The organism is Myxococcus sp. CA039A (assembly GCF_013336645.1).
GTDB lineage: Bacteria > Myxococcota > Myxococcia > Myxococcales > Myxococcaceae > Myxococcus > Myxococcus llanfairpwllgwyngyllgogerychwyrndrobwllllantysiliogogogochensis.
This window is the reverse complement of sequence record NZ_JABUMQ010000038.1, coordinates 26,158-47,055: the sequence shown is the minus strand read 5'-3', so window position 1 is coordinate 47,055 and position 20,898 is coordinate 26,158. Positions and strand designations below refer to the sequence as shown.

The 20,898-nt window shown below is 68.7% G+C and carries 19 protein-coding genes; 10 read left to right on the top strand and 9 right to left on the bottom strand.

The window, feature by feature from the left end; translation table 11 throughout:
• Positions 1-670: hypothetical protein (locus HR086_RS09090; RefSeq protein WP_217441733.1), on the top strand; the 670-nt coding region annotated here is incomplete at its 5' end.
• A gap of 65 nt (positions 671-735) precedes the next feature.
• On the opposite strand, the gene HR086_RS09085 is transcribed toward HR086_RS09090, so the two are convergent.
• The gene (locus HR086_RS09085; protein ID WP_174465378.1) at positions 736-1,197 is read right to left on the bottom strand and encodes a carboxymuconolactone decarboxylase family protein; all 462 of its coding nucleotides are present in this window, start codon (positions 1,195-1,197) and stop codon (positions 736-738) included.
• Between the two features lie 126 nt (positions 1,198-1,323).
• On the opposite strand from HR086_RS09085, the gene HR086_RS09080 reads away from it, so the two are divergent.
• Positions 1,324-2,208: a sigma-70 family RNA polymerase sigma factor gene (locus HR086_RS09080; RefSeq protein WP_174465377.1), complete on the top strand. Its 885-nt coding sequence runs from the start codon at positions 1,324-1,326 to the stop codon at positions 2,206-2,208.
• A 27-nt stretch (positions 2,209-2,235) separates the two neighbouring features.
• Here the strand turns inward: HR086_RS09080 and HR086_RS09075 are convergent, their stop codons facing one another.
• The 3 genes from HR086_RS09075 to HR086_RS09065 all read right to left on the bottom strand — a co-directional run bounded on the left by HR086_RS09075 (position 2,236) and on the right by HR086_RS09065 (position 6,099).
• Complete coding sequence (locus HR086_RS09075) at positions 2,236-3,534, bottom strand: WD40 repeat domain-containing protein (protein WP_174465376.1); 1,299 nt, start codon at positions 3,532-3,534, stop codon at positions 2,236-2,238.
• A 223-nt stretch (positions 3,535-3,757) separates the two neighbouring features.
• Positions 3,758-5,170 carry an alpha/beta fold hydrolase gene (locus HR086_RS09070; protein WP_174465375.1) on the bottom strand — a complete coding sequence of 471 codons (1,413 nt, stop codon included), beginning with the start codon at positions 5,168-5,170 and terminating at the stop codon, positions 3,758-3,760.
• 83 nt (positions 5,171-5,253) lie between these two features.
• Positions 5,254-6,099 (bottom strand): SDR family oxidoreductase, encoded by an 846-nt coding sequence (locus HR086_RS09065; RefSeq protein WP_174465374.1) that lies wholly within the window; start codon positions 6,097-6,099, stop codon positions 5,254-5,256.
• Between HR086_RS09065 and HR086_RS09060 the strand changes: the two genes are divergently transcribed.
• A complete protein-coding gene (locus HR086_RS09060) occupies positions 6,098-7,156 on the top strand; it encodes an AraC family transcriptional regulator (protein WP_174465373.1) in 1,059 nt (352 codons plus the stop codon). The two genes, HR086_RS09065 and HR086_RS09060, sit on opposite strands and share 2 nt — an antisense overlap.
• Positions 7,157-7,168: 12 nt before the next feature.
• Here HR086_RS09060 and HR086_RS09055 read toward each other — a convergent pair whose 3' ends face one another.
• The 4 genes from HR086_RS09055 to HR086_RS09040 form a co-directional block, all read right to left on the bottom strand.
• Entirely contained in the window at positions 7,169-7,921 is a 753-nt protein-coding gene (locus tag HR086_RS09055) for a DUF2652 domain-containing protein (protein ID WP_174465372.1), read from the bottom strand.
• A 65-nt stretch (positions 7,922-7,986) separates the two neighbouring features.
• Entirely contained in the window at positions 7,987-9,039 is a 1,053-nt protein-coding gene (locus HR086_RS09050; RefSeq protein ID WP_174456372.1) for a fatty acid desaturase, read from the bottom strand.
• Positions 9,040-9,291: 252 nt separating this feature from the next.
• Positions 9,292-9,729 (bottom strand): hypothetical protein, encoded by a 438-nt coding sequence (locus tag HR086_RS09045; protein ID WP_174456371.1) that lies wholly within the window; start codon positions 9,727-9,729, stop codon positions 9,292-9,294.
• Positions 9,730-9,794: 65 nt separating this feature from the next.
• The gene (locus HR086_RS09040; protein WP_174465371.1) at positions 9,795-10,712 is read right to left on the bottom strand and encodes an AraC family transcriptional regulator; all 918 of its coding nucleotides are present in this window, start codon (positions 10,710-10,712) and stop codon (positions 9,795-9,797) included.
• 137 nt (positions 10,713-10,849) lie between these two features.
• Here HR086_RS09040 and HR086_RS49725 point away from each other — a divergent pair, with 137 nt between their 5' ends.
• The 5 genes from HR086_RS49725 (at position 10,850) to HR086_RS09015 (ending at position 16,101) form a co-directional block, all read left to right on the top strand.
• Positions 10,850-11,269 (top strand): putative quinol monooxygenase, encoded by a 420-nt coding sequence (locus tag HR086_RS49725; RefSeq protein ID WP_246137029.1) that lies wholly within the window; start codon positions 10,850-10,852, stop codon positions 11,267-11,269.
• A complete protein-coding gene (locus tag HR086_RS49545) occupies positions 11,266-11,754 on the top strand; it encodes a group II truncated hemoglobin (protein ID WP_174465370.1) in 489 nt (162 codons plus the stop codon). Before HR086_RS49725 ends, HR086_RS49545 begins: the two co-directional genes overlap by 4 nt.
• Positions 11,755-11,788: 34 nt before the next feature.
• Entirely contained in the window at positions 11,789-12,421 is a 633-nt protein-coding gene (locus tag HR086_RS09025) for a TetR/AcrR family transcriptional regulator (protein ID WP_174456368.1), read from the top strand.
• Between the two features lie 93 nt (positions 12,422-12,514).
• Positions 12,515-14,326, top strand: coding sequence for an ABC transporter ATP-binding protein (locus HR086_RS09020; RefSeq protein ID WP_174465369.1), 1,812 nt, complete (start codon positions 12,515-12,517; stop codon positions 14,324-14,326).
• On the top strand, positions 14,323-16,101 hold the full coding sequence (locus tag HR086_RS09015; RefSeq protein ID WP_174465368.1) for an ABC transporter ATP-binding protein: 1,779 nt from the start codon (positions 14,323-14,325) through the stop codon (positions 16,099-16,101). The genes HR086_RS09020 and HR086_RS09015 overlap by 4 nt, the downstream gene beginning before the upstream one ends.
• A gap of 8 nt (positions 16,102-16,109) precedes the next feature.
• Here HR086_RS09015 and HR086_RS09010 read toward each other — a convergent pair whose 3' ends face one another.
• Positions 16,110-18,152 (bottom strand): radical SAM protein, encoded by a 2,043-nt coding sequence (locus tag HR086_RS09010; protein ID WP_174465367.1) that lies wholly within the window; start codon positions 18,150-18,152, stop codon positions 16,110-16,112.
• A 146-nt stretch (positions 18,153-18,298) separates the two neighbouring features.
• Here HR086_RS09010 and HR086_RS09005 point away from each other — a divergent pair, with 146 nt between their 5' ends.
• Positions 18,299-19,342 (top strand): hypothetical protein, encoded by a 1,044-nt coding sequence (locus HR086_RS09005; protein ID WP_141641465.1) that lies wholly within the window; start codon positions 18,299-18,301, stop codon positions 19,340-19,342.
• A 242-nt stretch (positions 19,343-19,584) separates the two neighbouring features.
• Positions 19,585-20,898: an alpha/beta hydrolase gene (locus tag HR086_RS09000; protein ID WP_174465366.1), complete on the top strand. Its 1,314-nt coding sequence runs from the start codon at positions 19,585-19,587 to the stop codon at positions 20,896-20,898.

Genomic DNA, 20,898 nt, shown 5'->3' with positions numbered 1-20,898 from the left:
GGAAGTCACCCTGCACTGTCTGACCGGCTTTGGTGGCGGCTTCACGGACTACGCTTCAGGCCGCGCCTTCGGCTTGATGCTGCTCCTGGACGCGAAGAGACGCGCTGACCCTACCGAGTTTCTGGTGAGGGGCTTGCCGAAGGCAGTGGCGAGGGAACGGGTCGCCCTGGCGAAGAAATCAAGCAAGGCAAAGTCGCCCCTTCATGCGGAGCTGGGCGAGCCCCCCGTCTGGGACGCCGCGTGGCACGCCGAACACACGCCGCGCTTCGTGGCGCGCTCCCACCTTCTCGCGCGGCACAACGCGGTCGGCGAAGGGCGGCTGCAGAAGATCATCGACGAGCTCTCCCCCCTCCAGCAAAAGGGGAAGGGACTCTTCCTGGATGCCGCCTGGGCGCGTCTTCATCACTTCGACCTCTCGGTGGAAGTGACGGATGAGAAGTACCTCCAGCACCTCGTGGAGGGGCACGTCTTCGGAACGACGGCCTACGACGCCTGGATCGAGAAGCAACTGCCCCCGAAGAAGAAGGTGTCGGCGAAGAAGCCGAAGCTGGCGAAGCCGAAGCTGACGAAGCCAAAGCTGACGAAGCCGAAGCTGACGAAGCCGGCGAAGCAGCCCGTGACCGCCCGGCGCAATGAAAAGAAGCGACGACCCTCCAGGGCTGGAGCCTGAAGGGCTCCTCGTTCATCGGACGTTCGACCTCTCGACGTTGACGGTGTCGGCGAGCCGACGCCGCGCTACCAGCGGGCGTGGGGGTTGGCCACCTGCCGCGTCGTCGCGTTGAGCCGGTTCCAGAGGTTGACCAGTCCAATGGACATCACCAGGGTCCCCAGGGCCGTATCGTCGTAGTGCCGGGCCGCTTCCTTCCAGACGTCGTCGGGGACGGGGTCCGAGCGGTCGCTGAGCCGGGTGACGCACTCGGTGAGTGCCAGCGCGGCGCGCTCGGCGTCGGTGAAGTAGGTCGTGTCGCGCCAGGCGGCCACCGCGAAGAGGCGGTCATCGGTTTCCCCGGCCTTCTTGGCCATGCGCGGGTGCATGTCCACGCAGACGCCGCAGCCGTTGATTTGACTGGCGCGCAGGTGGATCAGGTCGAGCGTCTTCTGCGGCACGCCGCCCTTGTGGGTGGCCGCTGCCAGGGCCTGCAGGGCGTTCATGGCCTCGGGGACGACCATCGCGGGGTTCTTCATGCGGGAGTTCATGGTGAGGACGCTCCAAGGGCCTCCAGGGCCCTGGCTGATGGGTGGACCGAACATCCGCGTGCGTGTCATTCCGGCTGCGTTACGTTCGGCGCCGCGGTGACGGACCTCAGCGAAAGAGTGTGACCGGTGGACGAAAAGAATCTGCGGGCCGAGGGCTTCGAGGCACACCGGGTCCACTTGCGAGCCGTGGCCTATCGGATGCTGGGTTCACTCAGCGACGCGGAGGACGCTGTCCAGGAGTCCTGGTTGCACTTCAGCCGGGCGGACACCCATGACGTCGCGAACCTGCGGGGCTGGCTGACCACGGTCGTCTCGCGCGTGTGCCTGGACCAGTTGCGCTCACGCGAGTCGCGCCGTGAGGAGCCCTCGGAAAGCAAGGGCGTGGAGCTGCTCGCCAGTCACGCGGCCGGCGGCAATCCCGAGCAGGAGTCGCTCATGGCGGACTCGGTGGGGTTCGCGCTGCTCGTGGTGCTCGAAGCCCTGAGTCCTCCCGAGCGCATCGCCTTCGTGCTGCACGACATGTTCTCCCTGACGTTCGACGAGATAGCGCCCATCGTCGGGCGCAATGCGACGGCGACCCGGCAGCTCGCCAGCCGCGCGCGTCGTCGCGTACACGGCGCGGCCCTGTCACCGGAGGCGGGCCTCACCGCGCAGCGAGACGTCGTCGCCGCCTTTCTCTCCGCCGCGCGCAGTGGAGACCTCGATGCGCTGCTCGCCGTGCTGGACCCCGAAATCGTCGCGCGCACGGATGCGCGGGTTCTGCCCGCGGGAGCACCGAGGGAGGCTCGCGGGGCGAGAGAGGTTGCCCGGCAGGCGCAGATCAACGCGGCCCGGGGCGGCTTCGCTCAACTGGGGCTCATCAACGGAAAGGTCGGACTCATCGTGGCTCCGGGAGGTCGGCTGCTCTCTGTCCTCGTCTTCACCATCAGCGATGGGAAGGTCCTCGCCCTCGAATCCATCTTCGACCCGGAGCGTCTGGGGCGGCTGGAGCTGGCGGTGTTCCCGGCCTGAGCCGCGTCGACTTCCGGGGGGCGCGCGTCACCAGGCCGCGCCGCTCAAGCTGCTCTCCCGGAGCAGGCCGTCGGGCAGCACGGTCAGGAAGCGGCGGGCCGCCGGGTGCCACGCCGTGGGCACCACGGTGGAGTCTTGGAGGAGCCGCTCGCCCGTCTCCACATCCCACACGGTGGTGCCCGTGTCCTTCGCGCTCACGAGCAGCAGGTTCCCATCGCACCTGAACGCTCCGCGCGGTCCCGGGAACCATCGCACCAGCTTCCCGGTCTCGACGTCGAAGAGCATCGCGGCGTCGAGCAGGGTGTCGACATCCCCGCCGAAGCCCCAGACGGCCAGGGTGCGCGGGCCCACGAAGCACAGCGGGCCATCCCAGTGGTACGAGCACTCGCGAAGCTGCTTCAGGGAGGGGCCGTCCTCGGACTCCCAGACGTTCTCGTGGACCCAGCGCCGCAGGGAGAAGGCGGTCAGGATGCCCACCGGGTGCCAGACCCACCCGTCGTCCACGAGCCAGTTCCCATCCGGAGACACCGTCAAGCCGCAGTGGAAGTAGTCGAGCTCGTGTTGTGTCCGGGGCTCGCCGGGCTTGCCTCGCCGGGTGGACTCTCGCGGTGTCAGCAGCTCCCCGGTGGCCGGGTCCGACACGTCCAGTCGGTTCCAGGCCGTCGCATGCGCCAGCAGCGTCCTGGTGCCGTCGCGAAAGAAGGCCACGGGAAACTCGCAGCGCTTCTCATGGTACGAGCCCCGGTCCAGCGGCATCGTCACCTTGCCGGAGGCCAGCTCCATGACGAGGCCTTTCGCGCCGCGCGAGTTCACCACCGCCACGTAGCGCCCGCACGGCGAGACGTGCAGCACCAGCTCGGCGGAGAGGTCGAGCGTGCCCGTGCCCACGACACCTGTGTGCGTGAGCGAACCCTCTTCGAGGTCGAGGCGAAGCAGCTCGCCCTGCTCGTTCACCGCGAGCCACTGCGAGCGAGGCTCGGTGCCCAGCGCGATGAGGCCGCGAAGCGTCTGGCCCGCGAGTGCGGGGAGGGAGTGCTCCCGGTGCTCGAAGTGGAGCGCGGTCGCCCGCGTGCGCACGCCGGGGCGTCCGATGATGCCCATCAGCGCGGAGGTCCTCCCTAATCTCACGTGCTGGCAGGCCGCGCAGATGCTCCGGAACTCCTGGCCAGGCAGGGCCACCCGCGCGCAGTCCTCGCAGAGCAGGTCGTGGTGGACGCCCTGGCCCGTGAAGCGGACGTGGTAGCCCGCGTCCTCGTCCTCCGCGAGGTGCGCACACCACTGTCCCGCGAGAGGTGCGGCATGGCCACATGCGAGCTGGTTCATCATCTGTCCTCCTGGTTCCACTTCAAGGTCGGCTCGGCGAAGCGCGACCCTGGGTAGGACGAGCCGCTCGCGGGCGGGTGGCTCGAGTTCCAGGCATGAAATAAAGCTTCACGAACATCCCCCTGGTGCATCTCGTCGGGCGAGAGGCTGTTCGGCAAGGTACCCGAGGCCGCTCAACTCCGCATCCGACGCGAGCGCTGGTTCGTTCGATGAAGCGTGTGACTCCTCAAGGCACGGCCGTGTTCCTCGCGAGCTCCGACGACATGAACGCGCGAATCTCGGAGACGACCGTGTCCGCGTGGTCCTCGAAGAAGAAGTGGTGTGCGTTGGCGAGCTCGATGGTGTGGTGGCTCGGAAACGTCTGTTCCCAGCGGACACGGTCCGCCTGAGGAAAGCCGGGGTCGTCGAGCGCCCAGAAGATGAGTGCCGGCTTGTGGACGAGGGCAGGCAGGCCCGCTTCAACCTCCTCGAAGAAGGTGTGCGCCTTCGTGATTTGCCCTGGATAGAAAGTGGCGATGCCACGGCGCTCGAGTGGCTGGAAGGGCCGCAGGTAGACGTCGCGCACATCGCGAGGAAGCTCGCGGACGATGCTGTCCTTCAGTCCGAAGGAGGCGATGGCGTTGAAGTGGTGCTGCGCGAACGCGCCAATGGGGCCGCCCGCGATGACGGACCAAATCCCCCGGGGCTCGCTCGTGCTCGTCTTCCACGCCCAGGTGCTTCCCAGGATGACGCGCTGGACGAGCTCGGGGCGCCGCGCCACGAAGTGCGTGCCGATGGGACCGCCCCAGTCCTGCATGACCAGCGTCACGTCGCGAAGGCCGAGGTGCTCCGCGAACTCCTCCAGGACGCGACTCTGCTCGCCGGGTGTGAAGCCGAAGCCGGGAGGCGCTGTCGACAGGCCGAAGCCCGGGTAGTCGAGGGCGACACAGCGGTAGGAGCCGCGCAGTCCTCGAATCAAATCCCTCCACTGGAAGGACCACGAGGGGTTGCCGTGCAGGAAGAGCAGCGTGTCGCCCGTGCCCTCGTCCACGTAGTGGATGCGCGCGCCACTGGGGAGGTCGACGAACCGGTGCTCGGCGTCGAACATCGCGCGAGGAATCTCGCCGACGAGGGACTCCGGGCCGTGGGGCAGTTCGTGCTCCCCCGCGAGCGCCGTCACCACGCCCGCGGCTTCGAGCGTGCCGAGGAGCGCGAGGGCGACTGTCCGCACGCGTGAGCGCGAGGGCTGTTCGACCGCGCGTGGAGCGAGCCAGGCCACGGCGAACGCCACGGTGATGAAGGCGGGGAGTGCCGCGACGGCGAGTCCGTCACGGCCCAGCACCGCCATCCCGAGGAGCAGCACCAGCGCCAGTCCCAGTGTGGCGGTCGCCAGCATCGAACGGGGCCGGGAGACTCGCCCGGTGAGCCAGCCGTGGCCGAAGGCGGCGAGTACAGCGACGAGGACACACACGGGAGCCAGGACCGCGTACCGCAGCTCCGGGAAGAAGGAGAGCCCGTGTGCATGGGGCCGTGCCTCCATGGCGAGCGTCGCGAGGAGGACGGTGGGCACGGAGGCACGCAGGCCCGACTGGAGCAGGTGGAGGATGTGGGGCCGCGTCCACGTCATGGGGGCGTTGGGACGGAGTGATTCGAGGGGCATGGGGGGTCTTCCGGAAGACGAGGTGAGGGGGCTCGCTGGCGGCGATGCGCGCGGCGAGCCCAAGGAGGACCGCTGTCGCGGGGCTACCTGAACGCGGCGGCGTGTTCGTTCGCCCAGGCCGCGAAGGTGCGGGGCTTGCATCCCAGCACCTGCTCGATGGCGGGGGACACCGTCACGGCGCCGCCGGCCTTGATGGTCGCCATCACCTCCAGCATCCCCTCGACGAGCGGCGCGGGCATGCCCGCTTGCGACATCGCGTCGCGTGCCGCCGAGGGAGGCACGTCGACGAAGCGCAGGGGCCTTCCCACCGCCGCGCCGATGAGCGCCACCTGCTCGTCGAAGCTCAGCGCCTCGGGGCCGGTCAGCTCGTAGCGTTTGCCCTCGTGCCCCGGTTGGGTGAGCGAGGAGACAGCGACGGCGGCGAGGTCCCTGGGGTCCACCACCGCCACCTTGCCTTCTCCCGTCGCGGCGAACGCGGTGCCCTGCGTCTTGAGGGTGTGCGCCCAGCCGAGCGCGTTGGTGTTGAACCCGCCCGCGAGCAGGACGGTCCACGCGAGCCCGGAGGACTCCAGCGCCGCCTCCACGTCACGATGCCAGTTTCCGATGGCCAGCGCGTCGCGGGTCGGACCAAAACCCATCGAGGAGAACTTCACGACGTGGCGCACGCCAGCGGCCCTGGCCGCGTCGAGCCCGTGCAGCTCGATTCGCGCGGGCCCCGTCGTCAGCAGGAAGAGCTTCTCGATGCCCGCGAAGGCCGCGCCGAGTGTCTCGGGCCTCGCGAGGTCTCCTTGGACGACCTCCACCGCGCCGCCGTGCTTGGACGCCTTCGCCGTGTCGCGCACCAGGATGCGCACCCGCTGCCCCGCTTCGACGAGCTGCTGAACGACCAGGCTGCCGACCGTTCCATTCGCGCCAGTGACCAGAATCATGTGGGAACCTCTCTTTCGCGAAGTACAGTACGTCCCGAGCGGAGGACTTTCAGTGCCTGAAACTCCAGATGAAGTGTCCAATCGTCCAGACGGAGCGGCTCCATCGGGAGTCGACCCTTTCAGCGACGTGTTCACCGCGATGCGGGTCCGGAGCGCGCTGTATTGCCGGATGGAGGCGACCGCGCCCTGGGGTGTGCGTTTCCCCGGCTCACCGCACGCGAAGTTCGGACTGGTGACGCGGGGGAGCTGCTGGCTGGAGGTGACAGGGGAGCCCAAGGCCATCCCCCTGCGTGGAGGGGACTGCTACGTCGTCGCGGCCGGGCTGGGCGTCACGGTGCGCGATGCGCCGCGCACGCGCGCCCAGGATGGGGAGGCCCTCATCCGCACGAAGACGGGAGACCTCCTGCGCTTCGGCGGTGGCGGCGCGGCGACCCAGGTCATCACCGGGCTGTTCGAGTTCGACGCGTGGAGCGGCCAGTCGGTCTTCGAGCTGTTGCCGAGCGTCCTCTGTGTGCGGGGTGACGAGGCGCAGGCCAGCGCGCTGGGGGCCACGCTCAACCTCCTGGCGCTCGAAACCGCGACGTCCGCCATCGGCTCACCCGTGGTCATCAACCGGCTGGCGGAGATCCTCTTCGTGCAGATGATTCGCGCGCACTACACGTCGGGAGGCGCGGGGGAGCTGGGGTGGCTGGCGGCGCTGGGGAACGCACCGCTCGGGGCCGCGCTGCGGGCCATGCACCACGCGCCCGCACAGCCCTGGTCTGTCGAGGCGCTCGCCCGCATCGCGGGCATGTCACGCTCCGCCTTCGCGCTGCACTTCAAGGCGAAGGTGGGTGAGACGCCGCTGGAGTACCTGACGCGCTGGCGGATGTACAAGGCGGGCTGCCTGCTGCGGGACGGAGACCTGGGGCTCGCGGAGGTCGCTGACGCCGTCGGGTACGAGTCCGCCGGGGCCTTCAATCGGGCCTTCCAGCGCGTCCACGCGCGGACGCCGGGAGAGTTCCGGCGGTTCATCCGTCAGCAGACCCCATCGAGTGCCACGGGCGCGCCCGCCTGAGGCGCTCTCTGTTCAGGAGCGCGGCACGTCGGAGGAGGGCGCGGCCTCCTGGGCGTCGACCACCTCGACGTTGCGGAAGTTCTGGCAGGCCTGCTGGAAGCCGAGCACGTACTTCAGCGAGCGCGCCTCCTGCGTCAGCTTGTGCCACCACCTGCGGGGCAGGCTGGGGCCAATCGCCGCGGGCAGCTCCTGGGCGCTCTCGTTCAGGTCCAGGTAGTGCGTGGCCGTGCGGCCCAGGCCCTCGAACTCGTGCTCGAGCCCCCGGGTGAGCTGGCGCAGCTCCGGCTGGAGCCGCTGGTGCACCGAGTCGGTCATCAGGAAGTACTCGGACACGGGGACGTCGTTCTTCAGCATCCGGTGCACGAGGATGACGTCCACGCCCGCCAGCTCGGTGAGGTGCTTCACGCGCTGGAAGGCGACCTCTCCGGAGTGGGCCACGAACTTGAGCGTCAGGCCGCCGACCTGCATGCAGCCCTCGCACTTGCACATGCGGTCGACGATGAGCCGCTCGCGTCGGGCGAGGAAGGCGCGGCGGATGTCGGCGATCCGCCGGGCCAGGACGCTGCAGTCGTCGCCGACGGCGTAGAAGAACGCCGCGTCCCCTTCGAGCTTCGCGAGCTTGAACTTGCCGGAGGCGTCGATGACGGCTTCGAGCAGCTGCGCCACCGTGTCTTGCGCGTGCGCGAGACTGAAGCGGTGGTGTTTCATGAACCGGGTGTAGCCGCCGATATCCGCGATGAGCAGCAGCGCCTTCTCTGTCGCCATTCGCGTTTCAGCGTATCGCAGGGAGCAGGGGAGGCATAGCGGTGCCTCTCCCTGCCTCGAAGGCTCTAGCCACCCACGACGACGGCCTTGTCCTTCTGCTTCTCCGCCCAGGGCAGGTAGTGGCGCTCCATGAACTCCTGCTTGAAGTCCCGGTACGACGTGATGGCGCCCAGGTAGGACCACCCGCGGATGAAGTGCCAGGCGGGGTCGAACTGGTAGGACAGGAAGCCCGCGCGGGCTCCGTGCGGATAGAGGTGGTGGTTGTTGTGCCACTCGCCCGTGATGAGTCCTGGCCAGAGCTGGTTGATGGACTGGTCCTTCATGTTGAAGTCCACGCCATCGCGTCGGCGGTCCTTCCCGCCTCCGTGTCCGTCATAGTTGAACGTCCGCACGCCCACGGCCCACACGCCGGACCAGCCGAAGAGGGCCAGCGCAAGGGCGTGGCCGCCCAGCAGGAAGAACACGCCGTACCAGACCGCCCAGTTGGCCAGGAAGTGCGCCACCGTCCAGGCGGGGTGACAGAGCGAGCCCCACTTCTGGTACTGCGCATGGCTGTTCAGGTGCACACCCGTGTGCTCCATCAGCTTGCACAGCTGCGAGTAGTCCTTGGCGTTCAAGTCCCTGCGGATGCCCTGATGATTCACGTCCGCCAGGAAGCAATAGAGCCAGCCGGCCTTCGCGTTGTAGGGGTCCCCCGGCGTCTCCACCTTGGCGTGGTGGACGTGGTGGGAAATGACATACGCCTCTTCCGAAATCGTCTTCACCACCAGGTTGCGGCAGAGCTCACGGAAGAAGGCGTTCTTGAACTGGAAGGCCCGGTGCGTCGAGTACCGGTGGAACCAGATGGTGCCGTGTGTGCCCAGGACCACCATGCTGTAGATGAAACCCACGAGCAGCAGCCACCAGCTGAAGTAGTGGGTGAAGAAGAGGGCGAGTGGGATGCCGAAGCCCAGCGTCGTGGTCCACCCGATGAGCGCCAGCCAGTTCTTCCGCGTCCGGAAGATGTTCAGCCGCGCGAAGAATTCCGAGAAGATTTCCCGGTGGGTCGGCACGTAGAGCGCGCCGTTCTTCTCGTAGCCGTAGCTCGGAGGGTCGAGGATGCGGTCCAGAAATGACATGAATTCCCTGAGCAGGCGGCTGGGCGCGTGAAGTGTCGCGGAGTTTGTCATGAAACTCCGGTGGCGGCGCGAAGTGCTACCCGACAATTTCTTCGAGGCGCGGGGGGCGAGGACTCCACGAGGGCGGAAGAATGGGCCCCCAGCGGAGGCAAACGCCTCTGGGCTCCGGGCTCATCCTGAAGGTCCGTGACGACCCCGCCCCCTGCCTGGAGCACGGGCGGAAGCCCTGGGTCGCCTGCCTGCTTGTCACAATCAGGTTGTGACGGCGCCCCAGAACAGCACGGCGAAGCCTCCGAGCTCTCCCGCGATGAGCGCGACCATGGAGGCCACCATCACCGCGGGAGGCACCACTGCACGCCCGAGCCTGTGGGGGCGCTCGAATTGATTGTCCGTGTCTTTCAGGAGGCCGTGGATGACGTAGGTCGAGACGCCCACCGCGAAGAAGCCGATTTGAGCGATGACGGCGATCAGCTCGATGGTGTCATCCAAGGCGCTGAGGACGACGAAGCGTTCGACGACGAGGCACGCGAACGAATAGAGGAGCGCGGCCCGGTGGGCGATGTCGACGTAGGGCGAGGCCTGGGCCTTGGGGCTCTGGGAAATCTGGAGATATTTCCAGACGCCGAAGAGCAGGCCCGCGAGCAGGAAGCCACCGGCTGAAAAGGCCGCGATTTTCTGGGCGAGGTTCATGGCGCGAGTGTGGGACGCGCGTGTTCCCTGGCGCTTGTACGAACCGGCTACGATGGTGGGATGTTTCAGGCACGCGTCGACTTGCGGAACGCCGAGGGCGTCTGCCCGAAGCGCCGACGGAACGCGCGGTTCAGTCCGGACTGGCTCTCGAACCCGACCGCGTGGGCGATTTCGGCGATGGACTCCTCGCCATCGCGCAACCGTCGGGTGACGAGCTCCAGGCGGAGGTGGGCCAGATAGGCCACGGGAGGCTGGCCGATGCGCTCCTGGAAGAGCAGGGCGAAGCGCGTGCGGGACATTCCCACCCGCGAGGCCAACTCCTCGACGGACCAGGGCCGCGCCGGGTCCATGTGGAGCAGGTGGAGCGCCTCCGCCAGTCGAGGCTCGCGCAGCCCCGCGAGCCACCCGGGGGGCCCCTCGTCCGATTCGAGCAGCAGCGTGCGCAGGACCTGGACGAAGAGCGCCTCGGTGATTCGCGCGGCCGCTGTGGCGGCTCCGGGGGCCGTGGAGCCCGCCTCGTGGGAGAGGGACGTCAGCAGCGCGTGGAGGGCGGGAAGCGCCTGCAGCTTCTCGCGTCCCAGGTGTACGACGGGGGGAAGCCCGCGCAGCATCCGGAGGCCCTGCTCGCCCTCGGCCGCGAACTTGCCGCAGACCAGTCGGGATTGCGCACCCGGGCCCTCGACGTGATGAACCCCCGCGACGGGTGGGTGCCGCACGAGCAGTCGTGACAGGGGCGTGGCCGAGGCCGCACGCGAGGAGAGCAGTTGATGTGCCTGGCCACCGAAGAGGACCACCAGCTCGCCGGCCTCCAGGGGCAGGACGTCCTCGCCGGCGCGCAGCCAGCTGCTTCCCTGTTCCATCCAGTGAAAGGATGCGAAGGGAGCCTCCGGCAGGTCCATGCCCCACGGGGCCCGCAGCTCCCAGGCCGCGTAGATGCTTCCCTTCAGGTTCATCCCACGCAGCACCGCGGACAGCGGCTCCATCCCCATCCCTCCCTTTGGAACGCGAGGCCCACGAATCGGAACGGCCGACAAAGCGGGGGTCCTCCCGTCGTCCTTACAGTGGCATGGCTGGGCGGGAATGCACCCTCGAAACCAGGTCCCCGCCCTGGAGGTCGTCCGTGTCCGGGAAGTCTCGTCGTGTCGCCTTGTTCCTCCTCGTCGCCGCCCTGGGCGTCGCGGGGATTGCCGCCGCACCCCGCCCGTCGAAGTCCTCATCGAACAAGGAGCAGTCCATGATTGTCGAATACATCCGCTATGACATCCCGGCCGAGCGCGCCGACGCGTTCCTCGAGGCCTACCGGGCCGCGGGTGAGCATCTGCGCGCCTCGCCGCACTGCCTGCGCTACGAAGTGAGCCGAGGCTCCGAGGAGCCCCACCACTTCGTCGTCCGCATCGAGTGGGACTCCCTCGAAGGACACATGAAGGGGTTCCGGGGCAGCGCGGCCTTCCAGAAGTTCTTCGTGCTCGTGCGGCCGTTCGTCTCCGACATCCAGGAGATGAAGCACTACGACGTCGACACGGCGTGGACCCGGCCGTGAGCGACGGCGGTGCAGCGTCCGCGGTGCCCACGCTCTACGCGTGGGCGGGTGGGGCGCAGGCCCTGGCGCGGCTGACAGAGTGCTTCTATGCCCGGGTGCGCACCGACGCGCTCCTCGGCCCCATCTTCGAGCGCATGTCCGCGCGGCACCCGGCCCACGTCGCCCTCTTCCTGGGTGAAGTCCTGGGCGGGCCTCGTGCCTACAGCGAGGCGCATGGCGGACATCCCGGGATGCTGCGTCACCACCTGGAGCGGCACCTGACGGAGGCGCAGCGGCGACGCTGGACGGACCTGCTGCTCGACAGCGCCAACGAGGTGGAGCTGCCCTCGGACCCCGAGTTCCGCTCGGCCTTCGTCGCCTACGTCGAGTGGGGCTCCCGGCTCGCCGTCATCAACTCCCAGCCCGGCGCGAGCGTCACGCTGGACGGGCCCATGCCCATCTGGGGCTGGGGTGTCCCTGGCGGCCCCTATCGCCCGGAGACTTGAATGGTGAACTTGTTGGTCGTACAGTAAGTTCACGATGGTCGCCGCCGCGAAGAAGAAGCCCGTGCTGACGAGGGACCCGGAGGGGGTCCGGAAGCGGATCCTCACGGAGGGCACGCGGCTGTTCGCGGAGCGTGGCTTCGCCGGGACGTCCTTCCGGGATGTCGCCACCGCGGCGGGCGTGTCCGTGAGCCTGATTCAGCACCACTTCGGGACGAAGGAGTCGCTCTACGCCATCGTGAAGGCCCACGCGGTGGAGGACTCCGCGCGGGCCCACGCACCGGCTCCCGATGATGACGGCCTGGGGCTGCTCACCGAGGAGGGGCTCCAGCAGCTCGTCGGCTTCTTCCGGGCGAGTCCGGAGTGGTCCCGCCTGGCCGCCTGGGCCGCGCTGGAAGGGGACTTGGAGATGTGGCCGGGTGAGGACGACTTCGTCGAACGACAGGCCGCCCAGGTCCGGGCCGCGCAGCGCAACCGCGCCGTCGCGAAGGACGTGGACCCGGAGCTGCTCCTCATCGCCATGGCGGGCCTCATGAAGGCCTGGGTCAGCTACAGCGAGCGCCATGCCCACCGGCTGCGTCACCTGGGCAGCCGCGCTCAGCGGGAACGCGCGTACCTGGCGCTCTGCCTGAAGCTGCTGCGGCACGGTGTCCTGCCCTCCCGCGGGTAACGGGTGGGGACCTGCGCCCTGGTTTTTCGATGCCGCTGGTCAGGCGTCGATAATGAATACTATTATCGAAATCAAGTCAATGGGAGGTCGTCCGTGAGTGTCGTCGAGGAGTCGCCGAGTCATCCGCCGCCTGGCCTGCGAGGGTTGGTGTCGCTGCTGGGTTTGCAGGGGCCGCTGGTGGGGCTCGCGGCGCTCAGCTCGACGGTGGCCGCCGCGCTGGGGTTGGTGCCGTTCTTCGTTGTCGCGCGCATGGCCACGGCCATCTACGCGGAGCCGCCGAAGCTGGACGAGGTCCGCACGCTGGCGCTCGTCGCAGTGGGGGCGCTGGTGCTGCGCTACCTGTTCGTCGCGGGGGCGACGATGGCCGCGCACATCGCCGCATTCCGAATCCTCCATGCGCTGCGCCTGCGAATCGCGCGGAAGCTCGGCGCGGTGCCACTGTCGTTCTTCAGCCGTCGGTCCACGGGCTCGCTGAAGACGACGCTGATGGACGACGTGAATCAGATTGAGTCGTTCGTCGCGCACAACTTCCCGGACGCGGTGGCCGCCATGGTGGTTCCGCTCGCCACGGCTGTCGCGCTGCTGTGGGTGGACTGGCGGATGGCCCTGGCGAGCATCGCCGTCGCTCCGCTGGCCGTGGGCGCCATGGCGCTCGCGATGCGCGATGTCGGCAAGGCGCATGCGCGGTGGAACGAGATTCAGCAGCGGATGAACGCGTCGCTCCTGGAGTACTTCCGGGGCATCAAGGTCATCAAGACGTTTGGCCTCTCCGCGGCCCGCTTCGGGGACCTCTCGCGCTCCATCGAGGAGGGCCTGGCGTGGATGGAGGGCTTCATGCGCACCAACGGGCGGGGCTATGGCGCCTTCGGCGCGCTCATCGGCTCCAGCCTCGTCGTCCTCGTGCCCCTGGGAGGCTGGCTCTACGTGCGAGGTGGGCTCTCGCTGGAGTCGCTGGTGTTGTTCCTGGTGCTGGGACCCCAGCTCCTCATGTCGCTGATGCGGCTGATGTTCGCGTGGGGCAACGTCGAGCGCGTCACGGCGGGCAACGAGCGCATCCACGACATCCTCCTGGCGCCCGACCTGGAAGACGTCGCGGGCACCGAGTCGCCACGACATGACGGAATCTCCTTCCGCGAGGTCGACTTCCGCTACGACAGCGCGGGGAAGGACGTGCTCCACCGCGTCACGTTCGATGCGCCGGCCGGGAAGGTGACCGCGCTCGTGGGGCCCTCGGGCGCTGGCAAGTCGACGCTCGTGAAGCTCGTGCCCAGGCTGTGGGAGGCCCACGGCGGCACGGTGGAGCTGGGAGGCGTCGACGTGCGTAAGCTGCCCCTCGACACGCTGCTCTCGCGCGTCTCCATGGTGTTCCAGGACGTGTTCCTCTTCCATGGCTCCGTCCGCGACAACCTGCGGCTGGGGCGCGCGGAGGCGACGGACGCGGAGCTGGAGGCCGCATGCCGCGCCGCGCGGGCGCACGACTTCATCCTCGGGCTGCCCCAGGGGTACGACACGATGCTGGGTGAGCGTGGCGCGCGACTGTCCGGTGGAGAGAAGCAGCGGCTGTCCATCGCGCGGGCCCTGCTCAAGGCCGCGCCCGTGCTCCTGCTCGACGAGGCGACCGCGTTCGCGGACCCGGAGAACGAGGCGCGCATCCAGGAGGCGTTGTCGGAGTTGTGCGAGGGGAGGACCGTCGTGGTCGTCGCCCACCGGCTGTCGACCATCGCCACCGCCGACCACATCGTCGTGCTCGACGGAGGGCGGGTCCAGGACCAGGGTCCGCATGAGGTGCTGCTCTCGCGCTGCGCGCTCTACCAGCGACTGTGGGCGAGTCACTCGGATGCACGGGACTGGTCGCTCGGCGGTGCCGAGGCAGAAGCCCCGCGTGGTGTGGAGGTGGCATCATGATTGGAGAGTTCTTCACGCTCGGAGAGCGGCTGGCGGGCCAGAAGGACGAGCGGCTGCGGCGCGGCTTCCTCTTCGCCTTCGGTGAGGCGGTGGCGACGGCGCTGCCCTATGCGCTGGTCCTGTTCTTCGTCCGTGCGGCGTTGGAGCGACGGCTCACCCTGGAGCTGACGGGCCAGGTGACGGGCGGCATCGTCCTCGCGGTGCTCCTGCGGATGGTGTTCACCCGGTCGGCGATGTCGAACATCTTCACCGCGGCCCATGCGCTGATGGGACAGGCCCGCATCCGCACGGCGGACCACCTGCGGCGGCTGCCCATGGGCTTCTTCACCCAGCACCGCAGCGGCGAGCTGATGGGCGTGCTCACGACGGACCTGGCGCTCGTCGAGGACATCTGGTCGCACATCATCGGCGTCTTCGCCGCCAGCTTCGCCCTGCCGATGCTGGTGGGCCTCGGGCTGTGCTTCCTCGACTGGCGGCTGGGGCTCGCCGTCCTCGCGATGTTGCCCGTCGCGCTCGTCGTCCTGGCGGCCACGACGCCCCTCTTCGTGCGGGAAATCACCTCCGTGCTCGAGGCGACGGCGGACGTGAACGCGCGCATCGTCGAGTACGTGCAGGGCATCGCCGTGCTCCGCGCCTTCGGTCGACACGGTGAGGTGTACCAGCGCTTCGTGAAGGCGATGGAGCGGCTGCGTGACGCGCTCATCCGCGCGGAGGTGGCGCCGTCACCGCTCCTGTCCGTCTTCGGCTTCCTGGTCGAGGCGAGCTTCGTCGTCGTGGCGTTCGTGGGCAGCACGCTGGCCTTCCAGGGGACGCTGGCTCCGGGGACGCTCCTGGTGTTCCTCGTGGTGAGCGTGGGCGTGACGCGACAGGTGGCCGAGCTGGGCGTGGCGCTCCTCATGCTCCGAGGCTCCCAGCGCGCGCTGGAGCGCGTGGACCGGCTCATGGCCGAGAAGCCGCTGAGCGAGCCTTCCTCGCCGGCGGCGCCTGTCACCCGCTTCAACGTGGAGGTGGAGGCCGTCTCCTTCGCGTACGAAGGGGAGCACGTGCTGAAGGACGTCTCCGTCGAGTTCCGCGAGCAGTCGCTCACGGCGATTGTCGGTGCCTCGGGCTCGGGCAAGTCGACGCTGGTGCATCTGGTCGCGCGGCTGTGGGACGTGCCGCGAGGGCAGGGGGCCATTCGCATCGGCGGAGTCGACATCCGGGATTTGCCGTTCGAGGAGCTGCACCGGCACATCGCGATGGTGTTCCAGGACGTGGTGCTGTTCTCCGGGACGGTGCTCGACAACCTGCGCGTGGGCCGCGCGGATGCGTCCCGGGAGGACGTCGAGCGCGCCGCCAGGGCCGCGAGGGCGCACGACTTCATCCAGGCGCTCCCCCAGGGCTTCGACACCGTGCTCACCGAGGACGGTGGCTCACTCTCGGGAGGCGAGCGGCAGCGGCTGTCCATCGCGCGGGCCATCCTCAAGGACGCGCCCATCGTCCTGCTCGACGAGGCCACGGCTTCGGTCGATGCGTCCGCGGAGGCGGAGATTCAGCGGGCGATTGACGAGCTGGTCCGGCACAAGACGGTGGTCGTGATTGCGCACCGGCTGCGGACGGTGCGTCGCGCGCACCGCATCGTGGTGCTGGAGCGCGGACGCGTGGCGGAGAGCGGGACTCACGACGAGCTGGTGCGTCGCGAGGGGCCCTATGCGGCGCTCTGGCGTGAGCAGGAGCGGGCCAAGGGATGGCACCTGGGCCCGCGGCGAGAAGTCCCCCGGGCCGAGCAGGGGTAGGGCCGTCGCTACCGTCGACGGAGTTCTTCGTTCACGTCCTCGCGGAGGCGGTGCAGTGCCTCCGCGAGCGGGTCGTCGGAGTACACCCGAACCCAGGCATGCAGGCCCAGCACGGCCTCCAGCTCGACGAGCGCCTTCAGCACGCGTCCGGGTTCCATCGTGTTGACCCGGACCGAGAGGCTGTCGTTCCCGGGTGCCGATTCCACGCGGTCGTCCGGTGTCAGGTACGGACGAAGGTGCGGGACGACGTCGGGCGGGCCGCGCTTCGGCTGCGAGAAGGAGCCCCTCACGATGACGCGCTGACTGGTGAGCATGAGCGCGGTGCCACCCTGGCGCTGGGCGAGGTAACCCAGGCGGGGGCCAAAGTGGTCTTCCTCCAGCAGGACGTGCGGGCCCGCCACCGTGACGTCGCCGGTCAGGTCCTTCGCATAGCGGCTCGCCACCTCCGCGGACTGGAACAGGACCCACAGGCGCAGCCGCCCCGCGTGAGGGCCGCGCGAGGCGAGGCGCTGTTCGAGGCGCAGGTCCTTGGGGACCTCCACCAGCTCCGCCGCGACGACCGCGCCGTTCTCCTGGGCGAGTGTCTTCAGCCTCGCCACCACGGTGTCGAGGGACTCCCTGCCACCAGGGGCGCCCCAGTAGCCCACGAGCCCGTGGAGCTGGTTCGCATGGCGGATGAAAGAGCCGTGCACTTCCTCTTCCAGCACGCGCTCCAGTGCGCCCAGGGTCGCCGTGTCCCGCACTCCAAACGCGGTCGCCAGCTCGAATCTACCGTGCCCGTGAATCTCCGAGTGGACCATGCGCCCCTTGCGCTTCCACAAGAGGGTCCGCAGCGCGGGGAAGTCGTCATCCAGCGTCATCTCGGTGTGCAGCATCACCACCCGGCCCAGCGAGGCCATCAAATCGGGGACGCGCTCCTCCGCGCCCACCGGGATGCCCTCCGCCGCGAGCAGCTCCTTCCATCGCTCCGGGTAGGCGCGTCCCGACTTCCAGTCTGGCAGGAGCGTGTCGAGGTAGGCCGTGGCCTCTTCAGCCGTCTCGAAGCGACCCACGAGCACGCAGTCTCCGCTGTTGTTTCCGGAGAACCCGCGCCACACGCGAACGCCGTCGGTCAGCGCCTCTCCCAAAGGCGCCCCCGCGCGCGCACAGCCCGCCAGGGGCGACGGCGCGGACAGCACGTCTCGCCGCCCGTTCCATCCCGCGAGCACATCCTCCGCCGAGGTGATGGGAAGTCCCCCGCCCTGAAACGAGCACGCCTTCAGCCGTCGGTCCGACGTCAGGGTGACGAAGTCGAGCCCCGCGCCGCAGTCGCCGCCGAAGAGCCGGGGGACCTCCGTCAGCGTGTCTCCGAAGCAGACCGACAGGCGCGTGCGCAGCGGGCTGTCCGCGAGCACCTCCGTGAGTCGTGCCTCATCCGAAGGACTCAGTCGGAGCTTCGCGTCGTCGCCGACGTAGCGCAGGAGCGCGGCATCTCGACAGCCCAGCGCGTGAAGCGTCCGGAGCTGTGCGGGCAGCGTGGGCAGTCGCTCCGGGGTCGCGAGGATGTTCACGCCGAACGTCTGTCCGGCGCGGGCGAGCCGCTCGACACACGCCTCCCAGTCGTTGTCGTCGTAGAGCGACACGCGGACCTCTCCCAGGTGGGGCGCGAGTCGTGCGAGTCGCTCGTCGGAGAGCAGCATCCCGTTGGTGGTGAAGTGGATGGCGAGCGGCGTCTCGTTCGACAGCCGCCGCACCAGCTCATCGAGGCCACGAAAGGCGAGGGGCTCGCCGCCACCGAACGCGACCTCCAGCGTGCCCGCGCGGGCCAGGCCCGCCAGCACGTCGAAGGCGGAGTCCACCGTCCACTCGCTCTTCGCTTCCCGCTCTCTCGAACAGAAGGTGCACGCGAGGTTGCACGCGTTGGTGATGCCGAAGAGGACCAGCCGGGGCGCCCTTCGCCGCAGGTGGCGCGTCCGGGGTCCGTCCACGCGGAGGTTCGTGCCGGTGATCCGGTGGAACCAGAGGAGGGCGCCATCGAGCGCGTGGGGGCGCCAGTCGGAGTGTGGCTGCATGAAGGTCCTCGCAACCCCCTGGATTCAGGGGAAATCCAAGGGTGGGGCGTGGTTCTCAGCCTACAAGAAACAATCGACGTTCCAGGGCCGATAACTCCAGAGTCAGCCGAAGTCTGGCCGCCCACACCCCCCGAGGTTCCACCCACATGGGTTTCAAGATCCCCAGCTTCAACGACGTTCGGAAGACGGTGACGAACACCGTCAACGACGTGAAGGACACGGTCGTCGACAAGGCGACGGACGTGAAGAAGGCGGTCGTCGACACGACCAACGACGTGAAGAAGGCCGTCGTCGACACGACCAAGGACGTGTTCGAGGACGTGAAGCACAACCCCGTCACGGACGCGTTCAAGAAGGCCATCACCGACCCGAAGGACCTGGCCCGCGACGTGTTCCAGACGGGGCTGCGCACCGCGTACCACGGCGTCACGAAGGTGCTGCCGGACGGCGCCGCCGACCAGCTGGTGAAGGCGGCCGAGGGCGGCATGGATGCCCTGGCCAAGACGTCGGAGCTGCTCGTCGGCAAGGACTCCTCCATCACCCAGAGCCTGAAGACGCTGGGCAAGGTGGACCTGGAAGGCATCACCCGGACGACGGACCCGGTGACGGGGCAGAAGCTGCAGGGTGACTGGCCCAAGCTGTGGGGCACCTGGCTGCTCGAGGAGAAGCCCAAGGACCTGGGCACCTGGGACAAGACGGACAACGGCACCGAGCGCGTCACCGTGCGCGACAACGCGTACACCGAAGACCTGGCGGGCCGCCCCCACCAGCAGCAGGTCACCGAAGAGTTCTTCAAGATGTACCCGAACCCGAAGCCCGGCGACGTGTTCCCTCCCGCCGAGGCCACCGACGCGCAGAAGGACAAGGCCCTGTACCGCTTCACCGGCCCGGGCACCGACGAGAAGAGCAAGGAGAAGTACACCTCGCTGGAGTGGTTCATCGGCTCCTACCGCACGCAGGTGACGTGCACCGGCATCGACGAGAAGACCGGCAAGCCCAACCTCCAGTACGAGGTCGTCAACAACTCGCACCTCGAGTCCGGCACCCGCGTGCCCGCGTCCTTCCAGGACAAGGGCCTGCCCCCCGCGCTCGTCCAGGACCGCCAGCGTGAGACGGGCCTGGGCGTCGGTGGTGACTGGATTCAGCGCTACGTGTGGACCAACAACGGCGTGGACAACCCCACGAAGTAATCCCGCCCCCAGTCGTTGACGAAGGCCCGGTGGTCGCGAACAGCGGCCCCGGGCCTTCTGCTTTCTGGCGTCCGGGTTCGCGCGATGCCTGCGCCAACGTGACTCGGAGCGCCGTGGGTCGCAGCCGAAAGGTGTGACGTCCTGCGTCACATCACGCCCCTCGGTTTTTCCTAGGCGTCAGGAAACATTTTCGGCTGATTCGCGAAGATGTAGGTATCCCCCCTTCAACACGAGGCGCTGTCATGGCCGGTATCTCCTCTGTGAACAGCAGCGCAGCCGAGTCCGCCCGTCGCCGAGCGGAGGCCGCGCGCGTCGCGGCCGAGCAGCAGACGGCGGCCAAGGAAAAGCCCAAGGCGAAGCCCGTGGAGAAGGTGGAGACGGTCTCCGCGTTCGAGGGGCCTCGCAAGACGGGGGCGGAGAAGCTCACCGGGGAGAATGCGCCGCTCGCCGCCAAGGGGCCGCTGGACAGCGCGCCCGCGGACCCGAAGGCCCGCGCGGGTTGGTGGAAGCAGCTGTCGCCCACGGAGCAGTCGCAGGTGGTCAGCTCGGACCCCAAGAAGCTCGGCTCCATGGATGGCCTGCCGGCCTCCGTGCGTGACACCGCGAACCGCACGCAGCTGAAGAATGAAGTCGCCCAGCTCAGCGCGGAGAAGTCACCCTCCAAGGACCAACAGCGCCAGCTGGAGAACGCGCGGGCCGTGCAGACGCAGCTGGACCGGGTGGCGAAGGAGGCGGGCTCCGCGCAGCTGCTCGTCTATGACTCGACCTTCGTCAATGGCGAGGGCCGTGCGGCCATCGTCGCCGGCAACCTGGACACCGCGAAGCATGTGTCGGTGAGCGTGCCGGGCCTGAACTCGGACGTGCGCGGCTACATGGACAACATCACCAGCGACGCGCTCAAGCTCCACAAGGCCTCGGGCACGCAGCAGGGTGAGGTCGCGACGGTGGCCTGGATGGGCTACGACGCGCCGGGCTTCCAGAACGTGGCGTCCGACAACGCCGCGGAGAATGGCGCCAAGCTGCTGGCCGCCGACGTGGCCGGCATCCGCGCCGCGCGGGACGGAAACCAGCCGCACCTGACTGTCATTGGCCACAGCTATGGCAGCACCACCGCCTCCATCGCCGCCGACAAGAACGGCCTCCAGGCGGATGACCTGGTGCTCATCGGCAGCCCCGGCGCGGGCAGCGCCAAGTCGGTGAAGGACTACGACGGCGCGCTCGCCAATGGCCACGTGTGGTCCGGCTCGGCCAGCCGGGACGTGGTGTCCTGGCTCAACGGCAGCAACCTGCCCGGGGACCCGCTGGGACAGGACCCGTCCGAGAACAAGTTCGGCGCCAACCGGTTCACCGCGGAGGCGAAGGACCGCGGGGACAAGAGCAACATGGGCGACCATTCCAAGTACTACAAAGAGGGCTCCGAGTCCCTGGCCAACCTGGCGGACATCGTCACCGGGAACTACGGCGGAGTGGACCGGGCCCAGCAGCGCTACGGCGAGCATGACTGGTGGAAGGGCAACCGCGTCATCGACCCCGAGGCGAAGCGCGCCGTGGAGTGA